This window comes from Pseudomonas sp. G5(2012) (genome assembly GCF_000408945.1).
Taxonomy (GTDB): Bacteria; Pseudomonadota; Gammaproteobacteria; order Pseudomonadales; family Pseudomonadaceae; genus Aquipseudomonas; species Aquipseudomonas umsongensis.
Window position 1 is genome coordinate 33,069 of record NZ_APIO01000075.1, and the last position, 18,103, is coordinate 51,171.

An 18,103-nucleotide genomic window follows, 5' to 3' on the forward strand; every position below is an offset into this window, starting at 1 on the left:
CAGGTCGAGATAATACCTGGGCGCGGCATCGTAGCCTGGCGTCTGCTGTGTTCTGCTCTGCCCTTGTCCCTTGATCGTGCGCAGCGGAGCGAGCATTCGCCGCAGGCGGTTGCTTAGCTCTCGATCTTCAAAAAATAGCAGCATTGCAAGAGCCAAGGCCCCGAGCCCGAAGGGCTTGGTAGCCGGGCTCTGGCCTGTGCCCCCAAAACTGGCTCTAACACGGGACTGCTTATATTGCGGCAACCTATCTCAGATTTTGATTTGCTCGATTAAAAGATGATTAGCGACTTTCTGTGAAATCGCTGGAAAACCCGTATAACGCGGGCTTCAGCCAACTTGAAGGAAGGCCAATCAGGGGCTCTGTGCCCCATACGCAGGGGTTCAATGCCCCCCTTTCAGGGGCGCTATGCCCCATAGCAGGGGTTCTGTGCCCCCTTTTTTCAGGGGCTCTATGCCCCCTATTCGCAGGGGTGATTGAATCGAATCAAAAGGAGCAAAAAAAGGACGGGGCACTGTCAGCTCTTTTGCCAGTGTCTCTGCACCGTAGAAGTGGGTATTCCTAGTTTTTGGGCGGTCTCTTTTTGCGTAAGCCCACCGGCCTTGCACTCCAGCACCGCTGCCAACCTCTTCTGCGAAACCTGAGCCCCTGAGGGCCGAGACTTTAGGCGCCCACCTTCGAATTCTTGTGGGAGCTCCTTTAGCAGTCCCATGGCGGTCAGCTGTTCAATCTCGGATTCGATATCACGAAGAACGACCTCATAAGGCGTTTCAGTACGAAGCCCTGTTGCGAGAGCGAGCAGCGTGATCGGCTTGACGTTGAGCATTGTCGCCACCGCCTCAAGCGTTTCCAAAGTCACGCTGACTTTACCGTTCTCCAGATTAGCAACATGAGTCGCAGTGACACCCTCCGATAACTGCTCTGCCTTGAGTTTCCGGGCACGCCTGACTACGCGCAGAACCGCAGCGAGTGAATCCCTCGAATCCACGGGATAGCTCCCCAAATCCAAGGATAAAGCCACATTGCAAGAACCCGTTCCATACAATATATTTTGGATCGGGTATGGCGAGGTGATATCGCGGGCAGGACGAGCGATACCCCACTCCACCCGACCTATGATCCTGGAATCACCGTGGTCAGCTAGAACGGCCAAGGCTCAGGTCGGGTATCGACCACATGGCCTACCGGCTCTTAAAGTCCAAAAGGAAAGGTTTTAATGAAGTTTGATTGCCTGAAAGTCACCGGAAAGATCGATTATGTCCGGTCTGTCACACCAAAGAGTGGAGGATACACAGCTACCGTCAGTATTGACGGAGCGGTCATCCCCAAATTGCAAATGACGAAAAAACTTTACGAAGAACTGGAAGTCGGCGAAAACGCCACGCTGTACGGTATCTTCAAAAAAAGTCGAGACAAGGAGAAAAATGACGGGGTACTCTACGGCGTAGAAAAGCAGGATGGCCAGAAGTTTTTCGCTACTAATCTAAGGCTTTCAGTACCCTTGATGCTGGTTCTCACAGCCGCTCTTCTATTCTGTTTGGTCTTCGTCGTGGGCTGGGCTGCTTCAATTTTCCCAGTGCTTTATATTTTTGGGAACGAGAGCCCCAACTACATGTACAACACGACCGTATTTGCCACAGTAGAAGCTAGTTTAGTTGCTGCGGTAATTTTGTGGCGGGCTTGGGTGATGATTGGTGCGACGTCAAAACCAGAATCCTGGGTGGCAATTGAACCCGCTACGCTTTCCAGCCGCTTCAGCAAATTCCATAAGTAAGCTTGCGGGTGGTCAGGTTGGTAGAGGCAGCCTTTCCTAGTCCGTGTCCCCGCTAGCGAAGCGCGCAGGGGGAGGGATTAGGAATGTACACCGGCAAGGGCCGAGACGCAGCTGGCCTGCGGCTCGGTTCATTTGAGCCAGTTTGTCGCAGGCAACACGCTATAAATCACCAGGAAAGCGCAGGTGGCAAAGAGCTCATTAACAGGGATTCTACGTCCAAAATTTGATGCCGTAGCAACGCTTGTTACTCGGTAACCGTCCGGCCAACTCACCTTCCTGACCCCGACGCTAAAGGGCCGTCGGCGCTTGGGCGCTCGAACTGGTTATTTGCCGGGTCGCTGCGCAGTGGAAAAAGGGCGGCGGCAATCATGAGCCTGATCCAGTCGGCGCGTATGAATGGGCACGATCCGTATGCCTATCTCAAGGATGTACTGATGCGGCTTCCGACACAGCGGGCGAGCGAAATCACGCAAATTATTCCCGCAGCATTGGATGCTTGCCTGAGGCAGGCTAAGTGGACTTCGCCAAATAGTCAGCTCAAAGGCTGATTGGCATCAACAATTCGGAAGCGACTTTTCTCAGCATGTAGGTTTCGCGCAGAATTGATTGCCCCATCGAAGACTCGTGACGCTGCATAACGGCTTCATTGTGCGTGATGGCTTCATGCAGGTTGATCCAGACAGGCCGCATACCATTAGCGATTTCGTGGCTTTCCATTCTCACGAGCTCTAGCTGGGGCGCTACTTCGCATTGATAAAAATGCGAGGTCATGTGCATCAGATCGTACTGTGGCTTCCAGTAGGGCCGGTACTCCTCGATGTAACCGTAGTGCTGGAGCACCTGTATTTCACGGGCACCAGTCTCTTCCTCAAGCTCACGCTTCAGGCCTGTGACAATGTCCTCGTCACCATCAAGGCCGCCTCCAGGGAAGCTGAAATCGTTATAGCGCTCGGTGAACAGCAACAGGATCTGCTCACCCCGCATCACGATGCCGCGTGCTGCATGTCGACGGAATACTCTGCCCTGCTTGGATTTCAGCTCGGGGTGAACAATTTCAGTTATGAGTTGCATGGGGTCTCGTTACGGCAAGATCAGTTAGTCATCGTCCAGGGTGGCCACGGCATTTCCGCAGTTCTGGAAATACTGTGGCCAGTGGAATTGGCTCAGCGAAGCAGCAATACGGGTAAAGTGGATGTTCGCAGCATCGTCGTGGTCGTGCTGCCTACCAGAAACTGCCTGATGCGTGAGTGCCCGTACGCCCCCATGACCAAGAGGTCAATGCTGTGCTCTGCCTGATACGCATGCAGTACCGACTCTACTTCGCCTGGGCGGATCTCGGCATGCACTAGCGGGCCAGAAGAGGCAAGTGTGGTTCGTGCTTTCTCCAGTTCGTTCTGGTTTTCTTCAGAGTCCGTACCAACCATGACGATATGAATTGGCAGGCCTTCGCACAGCGGGCTTGAAGCAAGCATCTGTACGGTCTTGTGGCCTGTAGCGCTGCCGTCAAATGCCACCATGACCGTTTCAGGTTTCCTGAAATGGCTAGTTGTAATCAGGATGGGGCGGTGGATAGTTCGGACTACCGCTTCAATCTGGCTGCCAAGGCTTTGGGCACTGCGCGTGCTGTCCTCACCGACTCTTCCAATCACCAGTAATCGAATATCGTCTTGGAGATCGCTCAGGCTCTCGACGAGATGGCCATGGCGCTGCTTCATATCAGGTGACATGGCGCCAGAGTGGGTTGTTCGCTCGCGAGCTTTTTCAAGCATGTGCTGCCCATGCTCCAAGGCCAGTTTTGCACGCTGCGCATCCAGCGTGGCCAACTCTTCCAGTAGATGTTCTCTGCTACCGAGACCGATATTGCCGCTGAGGTCAGCGGATGCAGGATATTTTTCCTTATCCAGCACATGAAGCAAGGTCAGGGGAGCGCTGAGTCGTTGCGAGGCCCATGCTGCGTAATCGCAGACCGCCAATGAGGATTGTGAGTTATCAATGCAGGCCATTACGTGGGTCATTGTCGTTCTCCTTAGTGGCTCATGAGCTTGTCGATGGCACCGGGTTTGTCATGCACGCCGAAGCGATCAACGATTGTTGCGCTGGCCTCATTGAGACCGAGCACTTCAACCTCAGCGCCTTCACGGCGGAACTTGATCACGACCTTATCCAGCGCTGCGACGGCGGTGATATCCCAGAAATGCGCCTGTGTGAGATCGATGGTGACTTTGTTGAGCGCTTCCTTGAAGTCAAAGACTTCAGTGAACTTGTCCGCAGAGCTAAAGAACACCTGGCCCACGACGTGGTAAGTCCGATGCGATTCCGTCTCTTCCAGAGTGCTCTTGATATCCAGGTAGTGCCCAACCTTATTGGCAAAGAACAGCGAAGCCAGCAGCACACCTACCAGTACGCCGTAGGCTAGGTTGTGAGTGGCCACGACGACCACGACGGTCGCCACCATGACGAGGTTGGTCGACAGCGGATGCTCTTTCAGATTACGCAAAGAATCCCAGCTAAAGGTGCCGATGGACACCATGATCATCACAGCCACGAGTGCCGCCATAGGGATTTTGGAGAGCCATTCGCCAAGAAATACCACCATCAGCAGCAGGAAAACGCCGGCACACAATGTCGAGAGACGGGTGCGGCCACCAGATTTAACGTTGATGATCGACTGGCCGATCATGGCGCAACCTGCCATGCCGCCAAGCATGCCGGCAGCGATGTTGGCCACACCCTGGCCCTTGCACTCGCGGTTTTTGTTGCTGGTGGTATCGGTAAGGTCGTCGACGATGGTCGCGGTCATCATTGATTCGAGTAGACCCACTACTGCCAACGCAGCCGAGTACGGGAAAATGATGCGCAGGGTTTCAAAATTCAGCGGAACTTCAGGCCAGAGGAAGATCGGGAGCGTATCAGGCAGTTGGCCCATGTCACCGACGGTGCGGATATCCAAACCGAGGTAAATGGCGATGGCAGTCAGCGTCAGAATGCACACCAATGGAGAGGGAATCAGCTTGCCGATTTTCGGTACATACGGGAACAGGTAGATGATTCCCAGGCCCGCAGCGGTCATGGCATAGACATGCCAGGTGACATTGGTCAGCTCAGGCAATTGCGCCATAAAAATCAGAATCGCCAATGCGTTTACGAACCCGGTGACTACCGAGCGTGAAACAAAGCGCATCAACGAGCCAAGCTTCAGGTAGCCGGCAAGGATTTGAAGTACGCCACATAGTAGAGTCGCGGCCAGCAGGTACTGGAGTCCATGCTCTTTTACCAGCGTAACCATCAGCAGTGCCATGGCGCCTGTCGCCGCCGAGATCATTCCGGGGCGCCCGCCGACAAAGGCGATGACAGCACAGATACAGAAGGAGGCGTAGAGACCGACTTTGGGATCTACCCCGGCGATGATGGAAAAGGCGATGGCTTCCGGGATCAACGCGAGTGCGACCACCAGCCCCGCGAGCACGTCGGCACGGACGTTGGAAAACCACGTTTGTCTAAGTTTTTGCAGCATAGAAATATCCAAGGCAAAGCATCGCGCACGCCAAGGGAATGGCGAGCGAATCGATACAAATTCAAATTTTGAGGATTTTTTTGCTGTGCGCTTAAGGTGTAAAACCACGCGTACAGCAGTGCGCACCCGCGAGCGAGGCTAGCGGAAGCAGGTTGTTGCGAGGGGGCGTAGCGCTAAGGCGGCGTAGGCTGCCAGTAGATCTTTTGGAGTACAGTCATGCTGATGTTCCTGTAGCTCAAGGGTATGCGAAGCAGAAGTATACAATGAAGCCATCGTCGATTGCGACCCGCTGACAAGCTCCGCATGACCTACGTCAGATACAGGCTTATTCAATGGGTATACCTGCGACCGGTTCTTGTCTGAGCTGATCTGTGTGCTGAGAGGTGAGTTGGCCAGACGGTTACGTTACTCGGGCACTTTCCCACGCAAATGACGCTTCTGGGCACCGGTAAGTGGCCGGATCACCGTAATAAGGCCTTTATCGTTAATTTCACCCTTCCATCCGATAGCGGTATTCATAAAAGAAAACGCTTTCCGAATGTCCTTTCTAAAGTCCGTAACATTTTTAGACTTGCTCCCACATAGTCTATGAATAGTTTCAACCTTATAATGAAAGGGGCTAGCATGAGTCGAATAAAACCCATGTAACCACTGAGCTAGCGGATGCCCCTTAAGAGCAAGTCGATCTTTTAGTTCCAAGAGCGTCCATCCGCCATCACCGTATAAATTAATAATATTAGGATTCATTGTAATGTAATATAGACCCTTCTCTTCATCACGCAAGTAGTCATGGATAAGATGGCCGGCGTAAAATAGACTACCATCCTTCACCTCAATAGTTGACTCAAGCAGACGCTTAAAAGACCCCTTAAGCCACTCTCTTTGAGACTTTCCAGTATCTCGTCCAATTGCTTTAAGAAATGGATGAGCTGAGACCTCAAAGCTTTGCCCAAGTGTTGAGTTTCGTGAAAGATGTAAGCACTGCTCCCAGACATCGAGATCCGCCTGATCTAGTTGCGGCCCGCCATGCATGACGCTCACACCTTTGAGAGTTGCTATAGGTGTGGCTAAGTGGATATCACGCTCCCCCCTACCGATAGCTCCAAACAGGGCACTGCGCAAGATAGAATTTGGAACGCACCTATAACCTTCTGACCATTTTACGAGTTGTGCTGTATGCCCTTCACGAAAGCCGAAAAGCATCTTAGCGAAGTCGCTCTTCAACATTTTTTCACGTGTTGTTTTAAGCGCGCTCCGTTGCAGGCTGTCGAGGACGAAATTATCATCACTCATGGCTATCACCATGCCTAATGGTATTCAGCAAATCGTCAACCTGGCGAGATTCCTCTGCTGTAAGCCAAAGTGTTCTTTGCTTATATCCTTCCGCGCGCATGCGGACGGCGTATTCAGCTTGTCTGGTTGCTCCAGATCTCGCTTTGTGTACAACAATTTTTTTCATAAAACACCCAATAATTGGTCACTGCTGACAGATTACGACTCAGTCAGTAGTGACGCAAATGGTATTTCGAGGTCAATTAAACAGACCTGTTTTTTTAGTTGAATTTACTGGGGTTTTAGAAAGAAAAATATTTTCGTCACTTCTGAGTTAATCGGTTTTTTTAGCGCCCACCGGGCCTGGGGCCGTTATTTTGATCATCAAGGTCATGGCCGTTGCGCTTCCATGTCGGAACATATCCGGCATCCTGTTTTTGTCGAGCCGCCTGATCGTCCTGCTCGATCTGGTGCCTCTGTTGAGCACTCGTCAAGGCGTCTTGAATCATCTTTTTACGTTCAACTTCAAGAAGTACAGCCCGTTCCTGCGTTGACTCAGAGACTTTCGCTGCGTCCTGGTGCAACTGCGTGCGCGTATAAGCACGACCAGGGCGATCAATATCAACACCAGTACGCGTGCCAAGCATTGCTTTAAAGATAGATCCGACGCTATCAGCTAGTAAATTGTCGTGTCCTGCCGGTAACTTATGATTTGCCCAGCGCTGCTTAGCTGCTGTAATTGCTTGTTGCTCCAGGCGCTGCGCCTGCGCCTTGAATTGTTGCTGAAAAAACCTGACCACTGGATCATCAGTTTGCGCAATTGCAACGTCTGACGCTTCAACGCCCGAACCGATAGTTGCTTGCTTGTAGTCTTCTATAGCGTCGCTATTACTGCTAATAAAATCACCAACACTAGACTTAAGATCTGGAATATCTTCAGCCGCTTTGTCGATTTCGTTAATAGCGTCTGCGTCTGCGCTAATGTCTGATTCAAACTCGTTATCTGCTGTTTTGTCTGAATCAACATATTTTTCTGCTTCGCCATGACGCTTTTCGACTCTGTCCGTTCTTTCCTCCATGACTCTCTTGAATTCTCGTCCAATAGATTCCGCTGTCGGTCTTTTTGCTTCTTGTAGTTCTCTTTCGCTAATTGCAGCCCCGCTAAATTCACTCTTGTCATAAATCCCACCTCTAAATCTCATGGACTTTTGATCGCCAAACTTTACAGATATATATTCATCAGAATGTCTTGTTATTTCCCCGCCAGCCTGTACAAAAAACTTCTCTATATCTTCCCTACAGGTAATATGTCCGCTATTGACTAAATCGGCGACAGCCTTATGTATCTCTCTTTTGCTTTGTGCATTTTTATCAAAAGGATTTATCTTTATATCTCTCGCAACTGACAAATCCCTGGGGTTTTGCAAGCCAAACTTATTGCACGCATAATCTACATAAACGTCGTTCTGCTCTCTAAACTTGTAGTCACTACCCTTACCACGCTTGCCCACATAATTTGGCTCAAAAGGATTCCAGTATTTACCGCTGCCAAGATGAACCCTGGGAATTGTGTAATGTATTTCTAAACGCCCGGTATGCGTGTGTTCAACTGCAAGCATATTCCTGCAATCTTCTGGAATGCCTGCAAAAGCAAAGCTTTTGAAGTCTTGCAATATTTTGTCTTTAAGTCCCGGATTAGCATTTATTAATACTGTTTCTTCCGGGCTAAAACTAAGTACGCCGGACGTGTATTTGTTTTTAAAAGTCAGGCTGTCGCACGCTTGGACAAATGATTTAGGGTCGCCTTCCAGGACAACCGGCGCCGGGTCTCTTTGTTTCCACTCTAGAGACTCCTTGTCGTAATACTCATCACCAGTCAGATAATCAACAGCTTTCTGCGCGCCCGTGGTTTGCATTGCCAGTCCATTAATCATGTGCGCGCTTCCTACCTGGCATCGGCTGTAGGCTGTTTACCTTATGTGATATAAGCCGCGCCTCTTCGCGAATATCATTTAATCGAATCAACAACAAATCCGCATCTGTGTCTTCCTGATGTATGTTTGCGTGCCTGGTAAGCATGTTGATATTTGAGTTCCACCTGCCCAGCCAGGCATTAAGCTCGCGCAACACCGGTCTCAAGTCGTCTTTTGCCGTCACGACCTGGCCGTGCTCGATCAGGGCACCCACATAGCCGCTGAGGCTCATTCCTGCGGCCTTGGCGTCGCGCTTGGCCTTGGCCCCAACCCACGATGGGATAAGCGTGTGCAACTGCACCCAGGGCCTTTCTGCTGCTTCTGACATATGTACACCTTCTTCGTGTGTTTGATGTTGACCAGGGGTCTGGGGGAACCCCAGTGGGATTAAAGGGCAAAGCCCTTTACAAGGCGGGAAGTTGTCGTAGACAACCTGCCGAGGAGCCTTGTTCGCTTTAATTCCACCACCCGCGACAACACATATTCAAGTGTTTTTTTGTTGCCTCTCATATATATTAGCCAAAATAACAAGAAAGGACGGGCAAATATGAGAACACCAAAAATCACAGTTTCCTTGATTTTACTGGTACTTTCTCCGTTCTCCCTTGCTGAAGTTTTGGTAAGTGATGAAGCATCGTTTAAGCAAAAATATTTCGACAACTTCAATAGAACTGTGGAAGCTGGTAAAAACTTTGTTCTTAATGCTGCCCAGTTGGAAGCTATTGGCAATACAGCAGAGATGGGTGTTGACGCAATAAATAATGGATTTGCAAACACCACGGCGCGGCTGGACAAGGGAAAAGAGGAAAGACAGAACCTCGAGCAGCTAGAACGTGCACAACCAGCAAGAGATGCTTGCGGCACATTAACGCTATCAGATGGCCTAGGTGATGCTGCATGCGCTGAACTCAATCAGATAGAGCAGCTGTCCAAGAATCGCGCTAAGCGTTATTCAGTCGCTACAGGCGGCGGCATCATGAACACTACCCTCGAAACGAACGTGCAGGACGTTAACGATGCTAACAACAAAGCCGCAACGGAAATTATGGATGAGTGCGACCAGCTCGCTGGTAAGTGCCGTGACTCCAAGCTATGGCTATCAGGAGCGCTAACTGCTGATGAATACAGGGCTCTGCAACTGCAAAACGACCTTGCAGCTAATGTAAAAATCGCAGTACCTCAAGTCACCGGACTTGTCCCCGGCTCGCCTGAGCATGCTAGAGCCCTTGTGCACGATTTGCGAAGGGAAAATTCACGCGAACAGAATAGAGGCAGTCTTGATGCAATCCAGGTCGCTCAACATGGCACGCTGATTAACGGTGTGCGCGCACCTGGTCGGGTGGAGCTTTATGAACAGTACGACGATAAGCACTCCGGTAGCAAAAAGTGGATATGTGCAATAACAAATAGTTGTACTGACAGTTATGTACCACCGGCTGAGGCACAGCGCCAAAGCGCTGAAATGAAGGCCGTGGAGATTTCACTGGCTCTAGATCAATACAAATCTAATCTTAGAAGTGAAGCACTGTTGAACAGTGCATTGCTCCATGTACTTAATGACAATAAGCTAAAACAACAATAAGAGAGATGCTCAACATGGCGGACTTTGTAAGATTAACTCAAGCGCAGAAAAAGCAATTTAACGACATATATGTGAAATACCACGAAAGCTTTGAGCTTAACGAAAGTGAACGGCTTAACGCTGCAATTTCAAAAGAATATGATTCTTTGTCTATGGAACCCAGTGGGCAATACGTTTTGATTTCAAAAACAGAAGTTCACCCGCAGGTATGGACTGCATTAGGTCGAGCAGGTGTCGGCAAGATTCAAGACTTCGATAACGGTGATGAAGATCCCGAATACAACAAAGCGAGAAAGGTTGATTTAAACGTGCTGGAAGCGCTGTTAAGACTTCTTGTCAGCCTGATCCAGTCCGCGACAAACGCCCTAACAGGTGGGTCAGGGGATGATGGAGACGGGGACGGGCAGACCCCTAAGTCGATCAAGAAGCACCCGCAGCGCTCGGATGACGGCTATGTCCGCTAACCCTTATTCCTCTCGACCTGGAGCCCATCAATGAAATTCCATGCAGCAATCACTTCAGCTGTTATAGCCGCTGCCGCGACCATGGCACATGCAAATGCGAGTGTTAATGTCATTTCGTCGAAGTCTTCACTTAAGGCCAAAAACTCTGCCAAGGCTTTGCTCGAAAAACATGACCTCTCGCTTCTGGTCGATTCAAATCTCAACGACCTTGCGGCGGCAATGAAACTCGACGATAAACCGCTGAAAATCGACGTAGGCACGCTTGCAGCGGCGCTTGAAGGTGCAGACTCAACAACATTGAACATCTACAACCCGAATCTCAATAGCTGCTATGGCAACTGTTACACGAATTGCCACGGTTCTAGAAGCTGGAGGTAGGTCAGGGATGGACGCAGTGACGCGTGACCTGCGCAGCGGATGCGCTTGAGCCGCTGACAGCTAGCCGCCGAAACGGCGAAGCAGCGAACTCGCCCCGCCCGGCCATGCTGTGGTTTTTATTGCCTAGGCATCGATTAACTAAAAGTGAGTATGTGCCAAGATATAAATAATCGGCGCCACGCACGACTAATCAAAAACACTCATGCAATCATATTGAATTTATCATACAACCTGGTCGAAAAATCTCTAGAGCTCGATAGCTAAGGCTTCGTGTACGCTCGGTTTGACCGCAATTCAGCCTTTGGTTTGGCGTACCCGGCTTTGCGTAAGTCACTACGTGTAGCGTCAAGTTCAGCCCAGAGCTCGTTGGCATGCTTGGCAGTAAACTCCTTCACTACTTCCTGATCTTTAAGCGCATCACGGAACTCGGAAAGCACCAGCGCAGCACAACGAAGCTGGTATAGCTTACGGCTCCACTTCATGTCCTCTACCTCTTTCTTCCTCTTGTCTTCACGAGCTTGAAACCAGTCCTCAAGCTGCTTGAACTCCTTCTCGTTGAGTGCCGATTTAACTTGCTCAGGCATGACGAGCGCATCTCTAGGGAAGCTACCAAGCATTTTTTCAACACCGCGTTTCTTCGTCTCGTCGTAGGTCGTGCGTATCAGTTGATACACCGTTTTAAGCTCGCGAATCTGCATGCTGGCAGTCTCCCATGGTTGTCTACATACAATCATGGTATCACCACATACCGATTGATCATATATGGGTATACGACCATGTATCAAGATCAAACCAATCGGTATGCCGACACGGTATACCGATTTTAGTTTTCTGATAATTAATATGTATACCCATATAGAGTATCTGGGTAGTCGTGAGGTGGCTGTCGGTCAGTGGGCAACGCCCGCTGGCTGGTAGGCGCCCGCTGCCGGCAGGCGACCTTGCCTTGCTATGTGGGGAGACCATGCGTAGGGAAGAGCGTCAAAAAGGCAATGAGAATAGCAAAGTGCCAGCCTTCCTTGCCACCCTCGTACTAGAGCCTTTTTCAGAATAAAGCTTTATCCAGAATGTGGGTGTCCGGACTACCAGAACCCACTATTCTGGTATACGATGCACGTCCTCACCAATGGCCGGAGGCCTCAGGATGCACACCGAGATCGTTATGAATAAGCGTCACGCGGAAATGAGCACGCAGGAGCGTTTAGAGTATCTGGCGGATGATTTGGAAGCGTATATTCCCTGCCCTTACCAACGCGACGTTTTAGAAACCTGGCTGTCGCTACAATTAGCCAGCGCCAAACACACTGGCTCAGAAGCCGGAACCTCGCTCGATATCGCCTACGAGGATTGGATTAACCCAGATGACGAAGAAGACGATTGATCAAGAAATCTTGAGCACGCTTGTCGAAAACAACGCGCTAAAAGAGTTACGGGCCGTTCGTGAAGGCCCGTCCTGGGCCCTAGAAGGGCGAATAGGCACTATCTGGTTACCAGTGCGCAGCAGGAGAGAAGAGAAGCGCCTATGGCGCTCTCTGACCGCCGTAGAGCGATTCTGCACGGCGGCAGGTGTAAAGCAATTGCTTGTCGAGTTGTAAAGCGGCGAAGCGTATTTGCAAGCTATATCTTCTTCGGCACTGTTTTATTAGCAAGCATGGATTCTATTCGGCTTTGCTCTCGGACAAGCTCAAACAGCTCAAATGCCCTTGCAACCATGCCTGAATGCATCGTTGCAAAGGCGCCATCATCACCTTGACTGCGCAATATTTCAGTCAGTTCTCCGGTGTACGGGTAGTATTCAATCAGTTCGGAAACCTGCTTCATCACGAAAGTCAGGACACTGTCCGCTTCAACCGCGTAATACACGGTGTTTTCCTGGCGCTCGATCCGAACTTGCACCCTCAGCGCTTTTAGCAAATAGTTTGCTCTAGCTCGCCCTTCAAAACTTATGAGATCAAGTTTCGAGAAAAAATCAGCCTTATTTATAATTTTTTCTCGCTGAGAATCACGCTTTAGCTCATTTCTTTTATTCTTTAGTTCTTTTAACTCTTGGTCAACGCGCAAGGCCGCTTGAATTACAAAACCAGGAAGCTCTCCGCTTACATCTTGTATCTGGCTTTCGATCTCAGCTTGGCGTTTTTTAACCAAATCTAGCTGGAGATCAATCTTTGCAATTTCTTTTCGAATTTTATTTTGTGAATCCTGAACAAGACTCAAGCTATCAACCTTGGCTAAGATCTCCATGTATGCACGTTCAGCACCAACAAGCTGCACAATCTTGTTTGTGCACCGGCCCTTAGCGCTTCCGTAACATCTCAAGTATTTACCCCCTTTAGGCGGTGAACCTTTGTTTACCAGATGCATGGATTCACCGCAAAGCGAACACTTGGCGAGTCCTTGCCACAAATTGAAGTTTGCGGCTGACTTCGTGGCCTTTGAGACATTCCGCGTTGTACGAGCAGATTGAGCCTCGAAAAATAAATCCTCGCTAATGACTGCTGGAAAAAAACCCAGTACGGGCTCACCCAGCGCCCCGCGCTTACCGTCAATCAGGCCGGTCGGTTGGTACTCACCCAAGACGGCCCGATTGGAAAGTATTTTACCAGTCGAGCTACTACCCCAGGCGCCTGATGCATTTCGGCTTGATGACCCGAATATAGGCACATTGTCAGCGTTGAGTATCTTTGCGATTGCACGATGACCGTGACCGGACACCGCAAGTTTGAAGATTTCCCTAATTACCTCAACCCGCTCCGAAATTTCGACATACTTGCCACCTTCAAGCTTCAACCAATAAGGACATGCTTGCCCTAAAGGCTTTTTAGTCTCACGTGCATCCTTCTGCTTTTGCTTCCAGGCCTTACTTACACGCTCGCCTTTTAGACTTGATTCGCTGTGAGCACGACTCATCTGGAAAATACCAATGAGTAGATCCCGTTCATCCCAGTCTTTGCTATACAACTTATTATCAGACACCGAGTATATCTGGACACCACTACCCAGAATATCCAAAAACCTAGGCAGTGCGGCTCTTACATGCTCGCGACTCAGCCTGTCGAGACTTTCGATAATCAAGATCGACCCTGACTCAATAACGCCATCTTGGACATAGTTCAGGAACCGCGCAAGTTGGCTCGTATCGTCCAGATGCTTGCCTTTATATGCTGACCTGCCCCGATCAAAAAACAGATAGCCTTCGTCTTTGACTAGCTCAAGGTCGTTTTGCATGCAGTACGTTTCAGCTGCGGCCCGCTGACGGCGATAGCTATCACCCTTTGCTTGCTCTGGTGTTGAAAAGCGGATGTAGCTGTATGCCTTTGTGCGCGGGGTCGACATGGCAGTCTCGAAATTTGACGTAGGTGTAATGTAGCACAACCTGCTGTTCAGCGGGCCGCCTGGAACCGGAAAAACGCTGTTGGCGAGTCGCCTGCCCGGGCTACTGCCGCCGCTATCCGAAAGCGAAGCCCTGGAGGTGGCGGCGATCCAATCCGTTACCAGTTGCGTACCGCTGAGCCATTGGCCGCATCGGCCGTTTCGCCAACCCCACCATTCTGCCTCAGGCCCCGCACTAGTGGGTGGCGGCTCGAAACCGCAGCCGGGCGAGATCACCCTCGCCCACCATGGCGTCCTGTTTCTGGACGAACTTCCAGAGTTTGAACGCCGGGTGCTGGAAGTTTTAAGAGAACCATTGGAGAGCGGATGGACGTATTATGCACTTCTCCCCTTCAGGACTAGGACACATGGAAACCCTGAAAATCGACCGATCCAAGCCCTTGGCAATCGCCTACGTTCGTTGGTCTAGCACCGTGCAGGGTGGTGACGACAAAGACAGTTATGACCGGCAGACAAGCCCCTTAGAGTTCTTCACATCGTCAACAGGTGTCCCCGTCGTTGAAACCATCATCGATCCCGGTCGATCAGCGTTCACAGGAGAAAACTCAAAGGTAGGGAAGCTCAAAAGCATTCTTGATCGGATCGAATCCGGGGAAATCAGGAAAGGTGATTTTCTGGTCGTTGAGAGCATCGACCGGATTACCCGCATGCGGGTGCTTGATGGTGTTGCACTGATCCAAGACGGAATCTTGAAAAAAGGTGTGAAGCTCTACACCACGACAGACAACAAAATCTATTCCTATGAAGATCCTGACAAAGATTTTGAAAATCTTTTAATGATCAGTCTCATTGCGAAGCGTGCCAACGAAGAAAGCGAAATCAAGTCAAAGCGTCGGCGTTCCGCTTGGAATAAAGCCAAGACCAAGGCAACAGATGGTGTGCCTTTCAATGCTCATAATCCTCCGTATGGCTTACGGTATGACCCCGAAGAAAATTGCTTTGAAATTGTAGAAGATGAAGCCATTGAAATTAAGGAAATCTTCGAGGGCTTGAAATATGAAGGTGTTTCAAACACGCTTAAAAAAGTAAATCTCACATCAAAACGTAAATGGTCACGTAAAACCGTACATTTAATGCTTACTAGCCGTTATCCCATCGGCACCCTAATGTCACAAAAAAGAGACGGAAAAAAGAAGGTTTTTGAGCGTTATATTGAAAACTATTATCCGGCAATCTTAACGCACAAAGAATTTCAAGACGCTTTGCAAGCAATGAAGCTACGCGGAAAGGTCAAAGACTATGGGCGAAATACAGAAGGTTATTTGAACATTTTCAAGCACTGCGTGAAATGTGCCGTGTGCGGTCAAAGTCTTATGTTTGAAAAGTCAATCAATCAGAAGGGCATCAAATACGGCTATTTTCATTGCTATACACGAAAAGAAACATTGAGCCATTGCGACGTTCCCCGTTTTCGTTTTGACTTTGCATTTGGTGCCTTGTTGCAGATGGTGAAACAACTGACCGGCGATGAATTAGAATTTGATGATATTCATTCGTGGGCAAGGGAAATGCCAGCCGATTACAACAGCACCGTGACAAATGATGAAATTGAAATGGAAGACTTCGGAAATCAATTTTTATCGTTATTTAGCAAATCGACAGCAACAGAAGCGATAAAAGCAGAATTTTACGAAGCAGAAAATGAGCTTGCGAAAGCTAAATCGCTTTATGAGAACATGACCGCCTCATTTTCACAGTATAAAGATGGTCGCATCCCTTCATTCTTCATTCAACAGATGGCAGATGCAGAACTAGCATATGAGAATGCAAAGGCGGATATAGATGCGTTAAGTGCTCAGATAGACAACGCTGAAAGCAGTCTTGAAATCTATTCTTATAAAGACATTATTGAGCTTTATAGTACCGACGAAGGCCGTTTGAAGCTCAATCACTTCTTTAAATCGAACGGCTTCAAATTCGTTTTTAACTATGAAGCCAAAACACGAACACTATTCATGGCTGTTTTGGATAAAGCAGACTCTGAGATTTATCGGGTTGGCAAAAAATTTTCGCTTCACAATCCATTGAAAGAATTTGGCATTAATAATCTGAACGTACATATGAACACAGTAGTAAAGCCTAACCATTAAAGAGGCAAGAAAGACGGTAAAGCTACCCATTCGGATCGACCCAAGGATGGCATTTTAATATTACTCTGTGTTAAAATCCATTTGGCTTACTTATTTTCTTACAAGGACAGGGAAGAAAAATGAAAAAATCTCTCGGATTGTTGTTGGCCGTCATGTTGTCGGCTTCATCCGTATTTGCACATGCAGAAACCTTTAAACACGTCGAGCTTGATAAAGATAGAAGAAGCGTTGAATATTCAGGCCCTATCAACAAGACAATCAGTGCTGTTAAAGAGCGAAAGTGGTTGGGGCAAACTAAAGATATGAATGGTGGTGTAGTATTCAAACCATATGTGAATACACAGTTTGGCAAGAATGATACTGAATCGGGCGGGGCCATTATGGTTATGGCTACATTCTATCTTTATGACGAGCCAGTCAAAGAAGCTTTGATGGTAGCACGTCAAAGTCAAATTCCCGGATTTGTTGAGTTTTATGGCTACGATTCAAGAGAGCTTCAAATGCACATAAGAATGATTGATGATGATACATTTCAATCATTTTCAAGTGACACCCAATATCAATCACCTGAAAAACTAATGACCTACAAAAATGTTGAACAGTTCAATAAAAGCAATTACAAAAGCGAGCTGAAATCCGCACTAGATGACGGAACAGTTTTTTAAAAAAACTGATCGCTTTAAAATTTCTGCCTATAAGATGGCTGTCCAAATTGGATGGCCATTTTTTTTGGCAGTCCTAAAATTGGCAGTCCAGTGTTTAATACAGTTGGCAGTCCACTAATTTGACAGCACATTATAATATGGTAATTGTATTAGTAAGGTTTCAAGACTTTGCAAGCAAGGCCCTTGGACTGCCACGGACTTCGTCGTGTCTGTCCACCCTTCGGGACGGGCCGCTTGGTTTTCGCACTTCGTTTGAAAACTAAAATCAAGAGCAACAGCAAAAGCAAAAGCAAGATCAAAAGCCGGTAGCTGCAATGTCTGCGGCCATTACAGAAAATCAAAAGCAAGACCCGAACAATTAGCTGATGCTCATTGTTGAAAAAACAAACCTTAAACATGAGGAGAATTATGACAGAGAAAAAAGACAATAACGATTTCGATAACCTAGATGATTTATTTTCTGGTGACTTTGATTTTGGTAATGACGCTGAGATATTGAGCGTAAGTGCAGAAGATACTTATATAGAAATTGACCACAACATGGGAGGTAAAACTTTAAGGCTTAGATATTATGGGCAGTTTGAAGAAATAAATTGGTTTTACGTTAATGCCGATTTCCACAAAGATTACCCGCAATTAGATGAACGTGTATTAAGCTCGATTTCCGCTGTTTTTATGGATTTACGCTACTACGGGCACGATTTCTACTGCGGCGACTTTCAAGGCGTGTTGAAAGATTGGCTTGAAAAATACGTTTTCAACCCCTTTGAACTCAAAAGCGTTGAAATGGTTAAATACGTGATCGAGAAGGAAACCGCGACCCTTTTTAGAGATTTATCAAATACTAGACTACATAAATGCAGATTAGAAAGAGAGGATCACAAATTTACACCTTTGAAATGGGCGACAGCGGATGAAGTAGAAAGACTTTACCACCATTTCAAAAAATGCGGACGCTACGATTGAACCAACGAACAACAGGCCCCGGCCTTTGTTCAGCAAA

Annotated in this window: 17 protein-coding genes and 2 pseudogenes; 10 read left to right on the forward strand and 9 right to left on the reverse strand. The window is 48.5% G+C overall.

Going from position 1 to position 18,103, the window contains the following annotated elements:
• Positions 1–515: 515 nt before the first annotated feature.
• Positions 516–986: a helix-turn-helix domain-containing protein gene (locus PG5_RS22125; protein ID WP_177326148.1), complete on the reverse strand. Its 471-nt coding sequence runs from the start codon at positions 984–986 to the stop codon at positions 516–518.
• Between the two features lie 228 nt (positions 987–1,214).
• On the opposite strand from PG5_RS22125, the gene PG5_RS22130 reads away from it, so the two are divergent.
• Both PG5_RS22130 and PG5_RS33815 read left to right on the forward strand, forming a co-directional pair.
• The gene (locus tag PG5_RS22130) at positions 1,215–1,772 is read left to right on the forward strand and encodes a hypothetical protein (protein ID WP_042955636.1); all 558 of its coding nucleotides are present in this window, start codon (positions 1,215–1,217) and stop codon (positions 1,770–1,772) included.
• A 296-nt stretch (positions 1,773–2,068) separates the two neighbouring features.
• Positions 2,069–2,320 (forward strand): annotated as a pseudogene (locus tag PG5_RS33815) (transposase domain-containing protein); the annotation flags it as partial.
• Here the strand turns inward: PG5_RS33815 and PG5_RS22135 are convergent.
• The 6 genes from PG5_RS22135 to PG5_RS22160 form a co-directional block, all read right to left on the reverse strand.
• Entirely contained in the window at positions 2,310–2,843 is a 534-nt protein-coding gene (locus PG5_RS22135; protein ID WP_020799359.1) for an NUDIX hydrolase, read from the reverse strand. The pseudogene PG5_RS33815 and the gene PG5_RS22135 overlap by 11 nt on opposite strands.
• Before the next feature lie 92 nt (positions 2,844–2,935).
• On the reverse strand, positions 2,936–3,787 hold the full coding sequence (locus tag PG5_RS22140; RefSeq protein ID WP_020799360.1) for a universal stress protein: 852 nt from the start codon (positions 3,785–3,787) through the stop codon (positions 2,936–2,938).
• Between the two features lie 11 nt (positions 3,788–3,798).
• Complete coding sequence (locus tag PG5_RS22145; protein WP_020799361.1) at positions 3,799–5,286, reverse strand: SulP family inorganic anion transporter; 1,488 nt, start codon at positions 5,284–5,286, stop codon at positions 3,799–3,801.
• Positions 5,287–5,691: 405 nt separating this feature from the next.
• Positions 5,692–6,579, reverse strand: coding sequence for a replication protein C, IncQ-type (gene repC, locus PG5_RS22150; protein ID WP_052024721.1), 888 nt, complete (start codon positions 6,577–6,579; stop codon positions 5,692–5,694).
• A 326-nt stretch (positions 6,580–6,905) separates the two neighbouring features.
• Entirely contained in the window at positions 6,906–8,492 is a 1,587-nt protein-coding gene (locus tag PG5_RS22155) for a relaxase/mobilization nuclease domain-containing protein (protein WP_020799363.1), read from the reverse strand.
• Entirely contained in the window at positions 8,485–8,859 is a 375-nt protein-coding gene (locus PG5_RS22160; protein ID WP_042955638.1) for a hypothetical protein, read from the reverse strand. The genes PG5_RS22155 and PG5_RS22160 overlap by 8 nt, the downstream gene beginning before the upstream one ends.
• A gap of 219 nt (positions 8,860–9,078) precedes the next feature.
• Between PG5_RS22160 and PG5_RS22165 the strand changes: the two genes are divergently transcribed.
• The 3 genes from PG5_RS22165 to PG5_RS22175 are packed head-to-tail and all read left to right on the forward strand — an operon-like array spanning position 9,079 to position 10,955.
• A complete protein-coding gene (locus PG5_RS22165) occupies positions 9,079–10,113 on the forward strand; it encodes a hypothetical protein (RefSeq protein ID WP_020799364.1) in 1,035 nt (344 codons plus the stop codon).
• Positions 10,114–10,127: 14 nt separating this feature from the next.
• Complete coding sequence (locus PG5_RS22170; RefSeq protein ID WP_155943739.1) at positions 10,128–10,577, forward strand: hypothetical protein; 450 nt, start codon at positions 10,128–10,130, stop codon at positions 10,575–10,577.
• A 30-nt stretch (positions 10,578–10,607) separates the two neighbouring features.
• Positions 10,608–10,955 carry a hypothetical protein gene (locus PG5_RS22175; protein WP_020799366.1) on the forward strand — a complete coding sequence of 116 codons (348 nt, stop codon included), beginning with the start codon at positions 10,608–10,610 and terminating at the stop codon, positions 10,953–10,955.
• Between the two features lie 260 nt (positions 10,956–11,215).
• Here the strand turns inward: PG5_RS22175 and PG5_RS22180 are convergent, their stop codons facing one another.
• Positions 11,216–11,653, reverse strand: coding sequence for a hypothetical protein (locus PG5_RS22180; protein ID WP_020799367.1), 438 nt, complete (start codon positions 11,651–11,653; stop codon positions 11,216–11,218).
• A 446-nt stretch (positions 11,654–12,099) separates the two neighbouring features.
• Here PG5_RS22180 and PG5_RS22185 point away from each other — a divergent pair, with 446 nt between their 5' ends.
• Positions 12,100–12,336 carry a hypothetical protein gene (locus PG5_RS22185; protein WP_020799368.1) on the forward strand — a complete coding sequence of 79 codons (237 nt, stop codon included), beginning with the start codon at positions 12,100–12,102 and terminating at the stop codon, positions 12,334–12,336.
• Between the two features lie 236 nt (positions 12,337–12,572).
• On the opposite strand, the gene PG5_RS22190 is transcribed toward PG5_RS22185, so the two are convergent.
• Entirely contained in the window at positions 12,573–14,288 is a 1,716-nt protein-coding gene (locus tag PG5_RS22190; RefSeq protein ID WP_042955639.1) for a recombinase family protein, read from the reverse strand.
• Between the two features lie 34 nt (positions 14,289–14,322).
• Here PG5_RS22190 and PG5_RS33830 point away from each other — a divergent pair.
• The 4 genes and pseudogenes from PG5_RS33830 to PG5_RS22205 form a co-directional block, all read left to right on the forward strand.
• Positions 14,323–14,652, forward strand: a pseudogene (locus PG5_RS33830) (ATP-binding protein); the annotation flags it as partial.
• Positions 14,653–14,692: 40 nt separating this feature from the next.
• Positions 14,693–16,435, forward strand: a complete 1,743-nt coding sequence (locus PG5_RS22195) for a recombinase family protein (protein ID WP_020799370.1) — start codon at positions 14,693–14,695, stop codon at positions 16,433–16,435.
• Positions 16,436–16,554: 119 nt separating this feature from the next.
• A complete protein-coding gene (locus tag PG5_RS22200) occupies positions 16,555–17,100 on the forward strand; it encodes a hypothetical protein (protein WP_042955640.1) in 546 nt (181 codons plus the stop codon).
• 408 nt (positions 17,101–17,508) lie between these two features.
• Positions 17,509–18,066, forward strand: coding sequence for a hypothetical protein (locus tag PG5_RS22205; protein WP_020799372.1), 558 nt, complete (start codon positions 17,509–17,511; stop codon positions 18,064–18,066).
• Positions 18,067–18,103 lie beyond the last annotated feature (37 nt).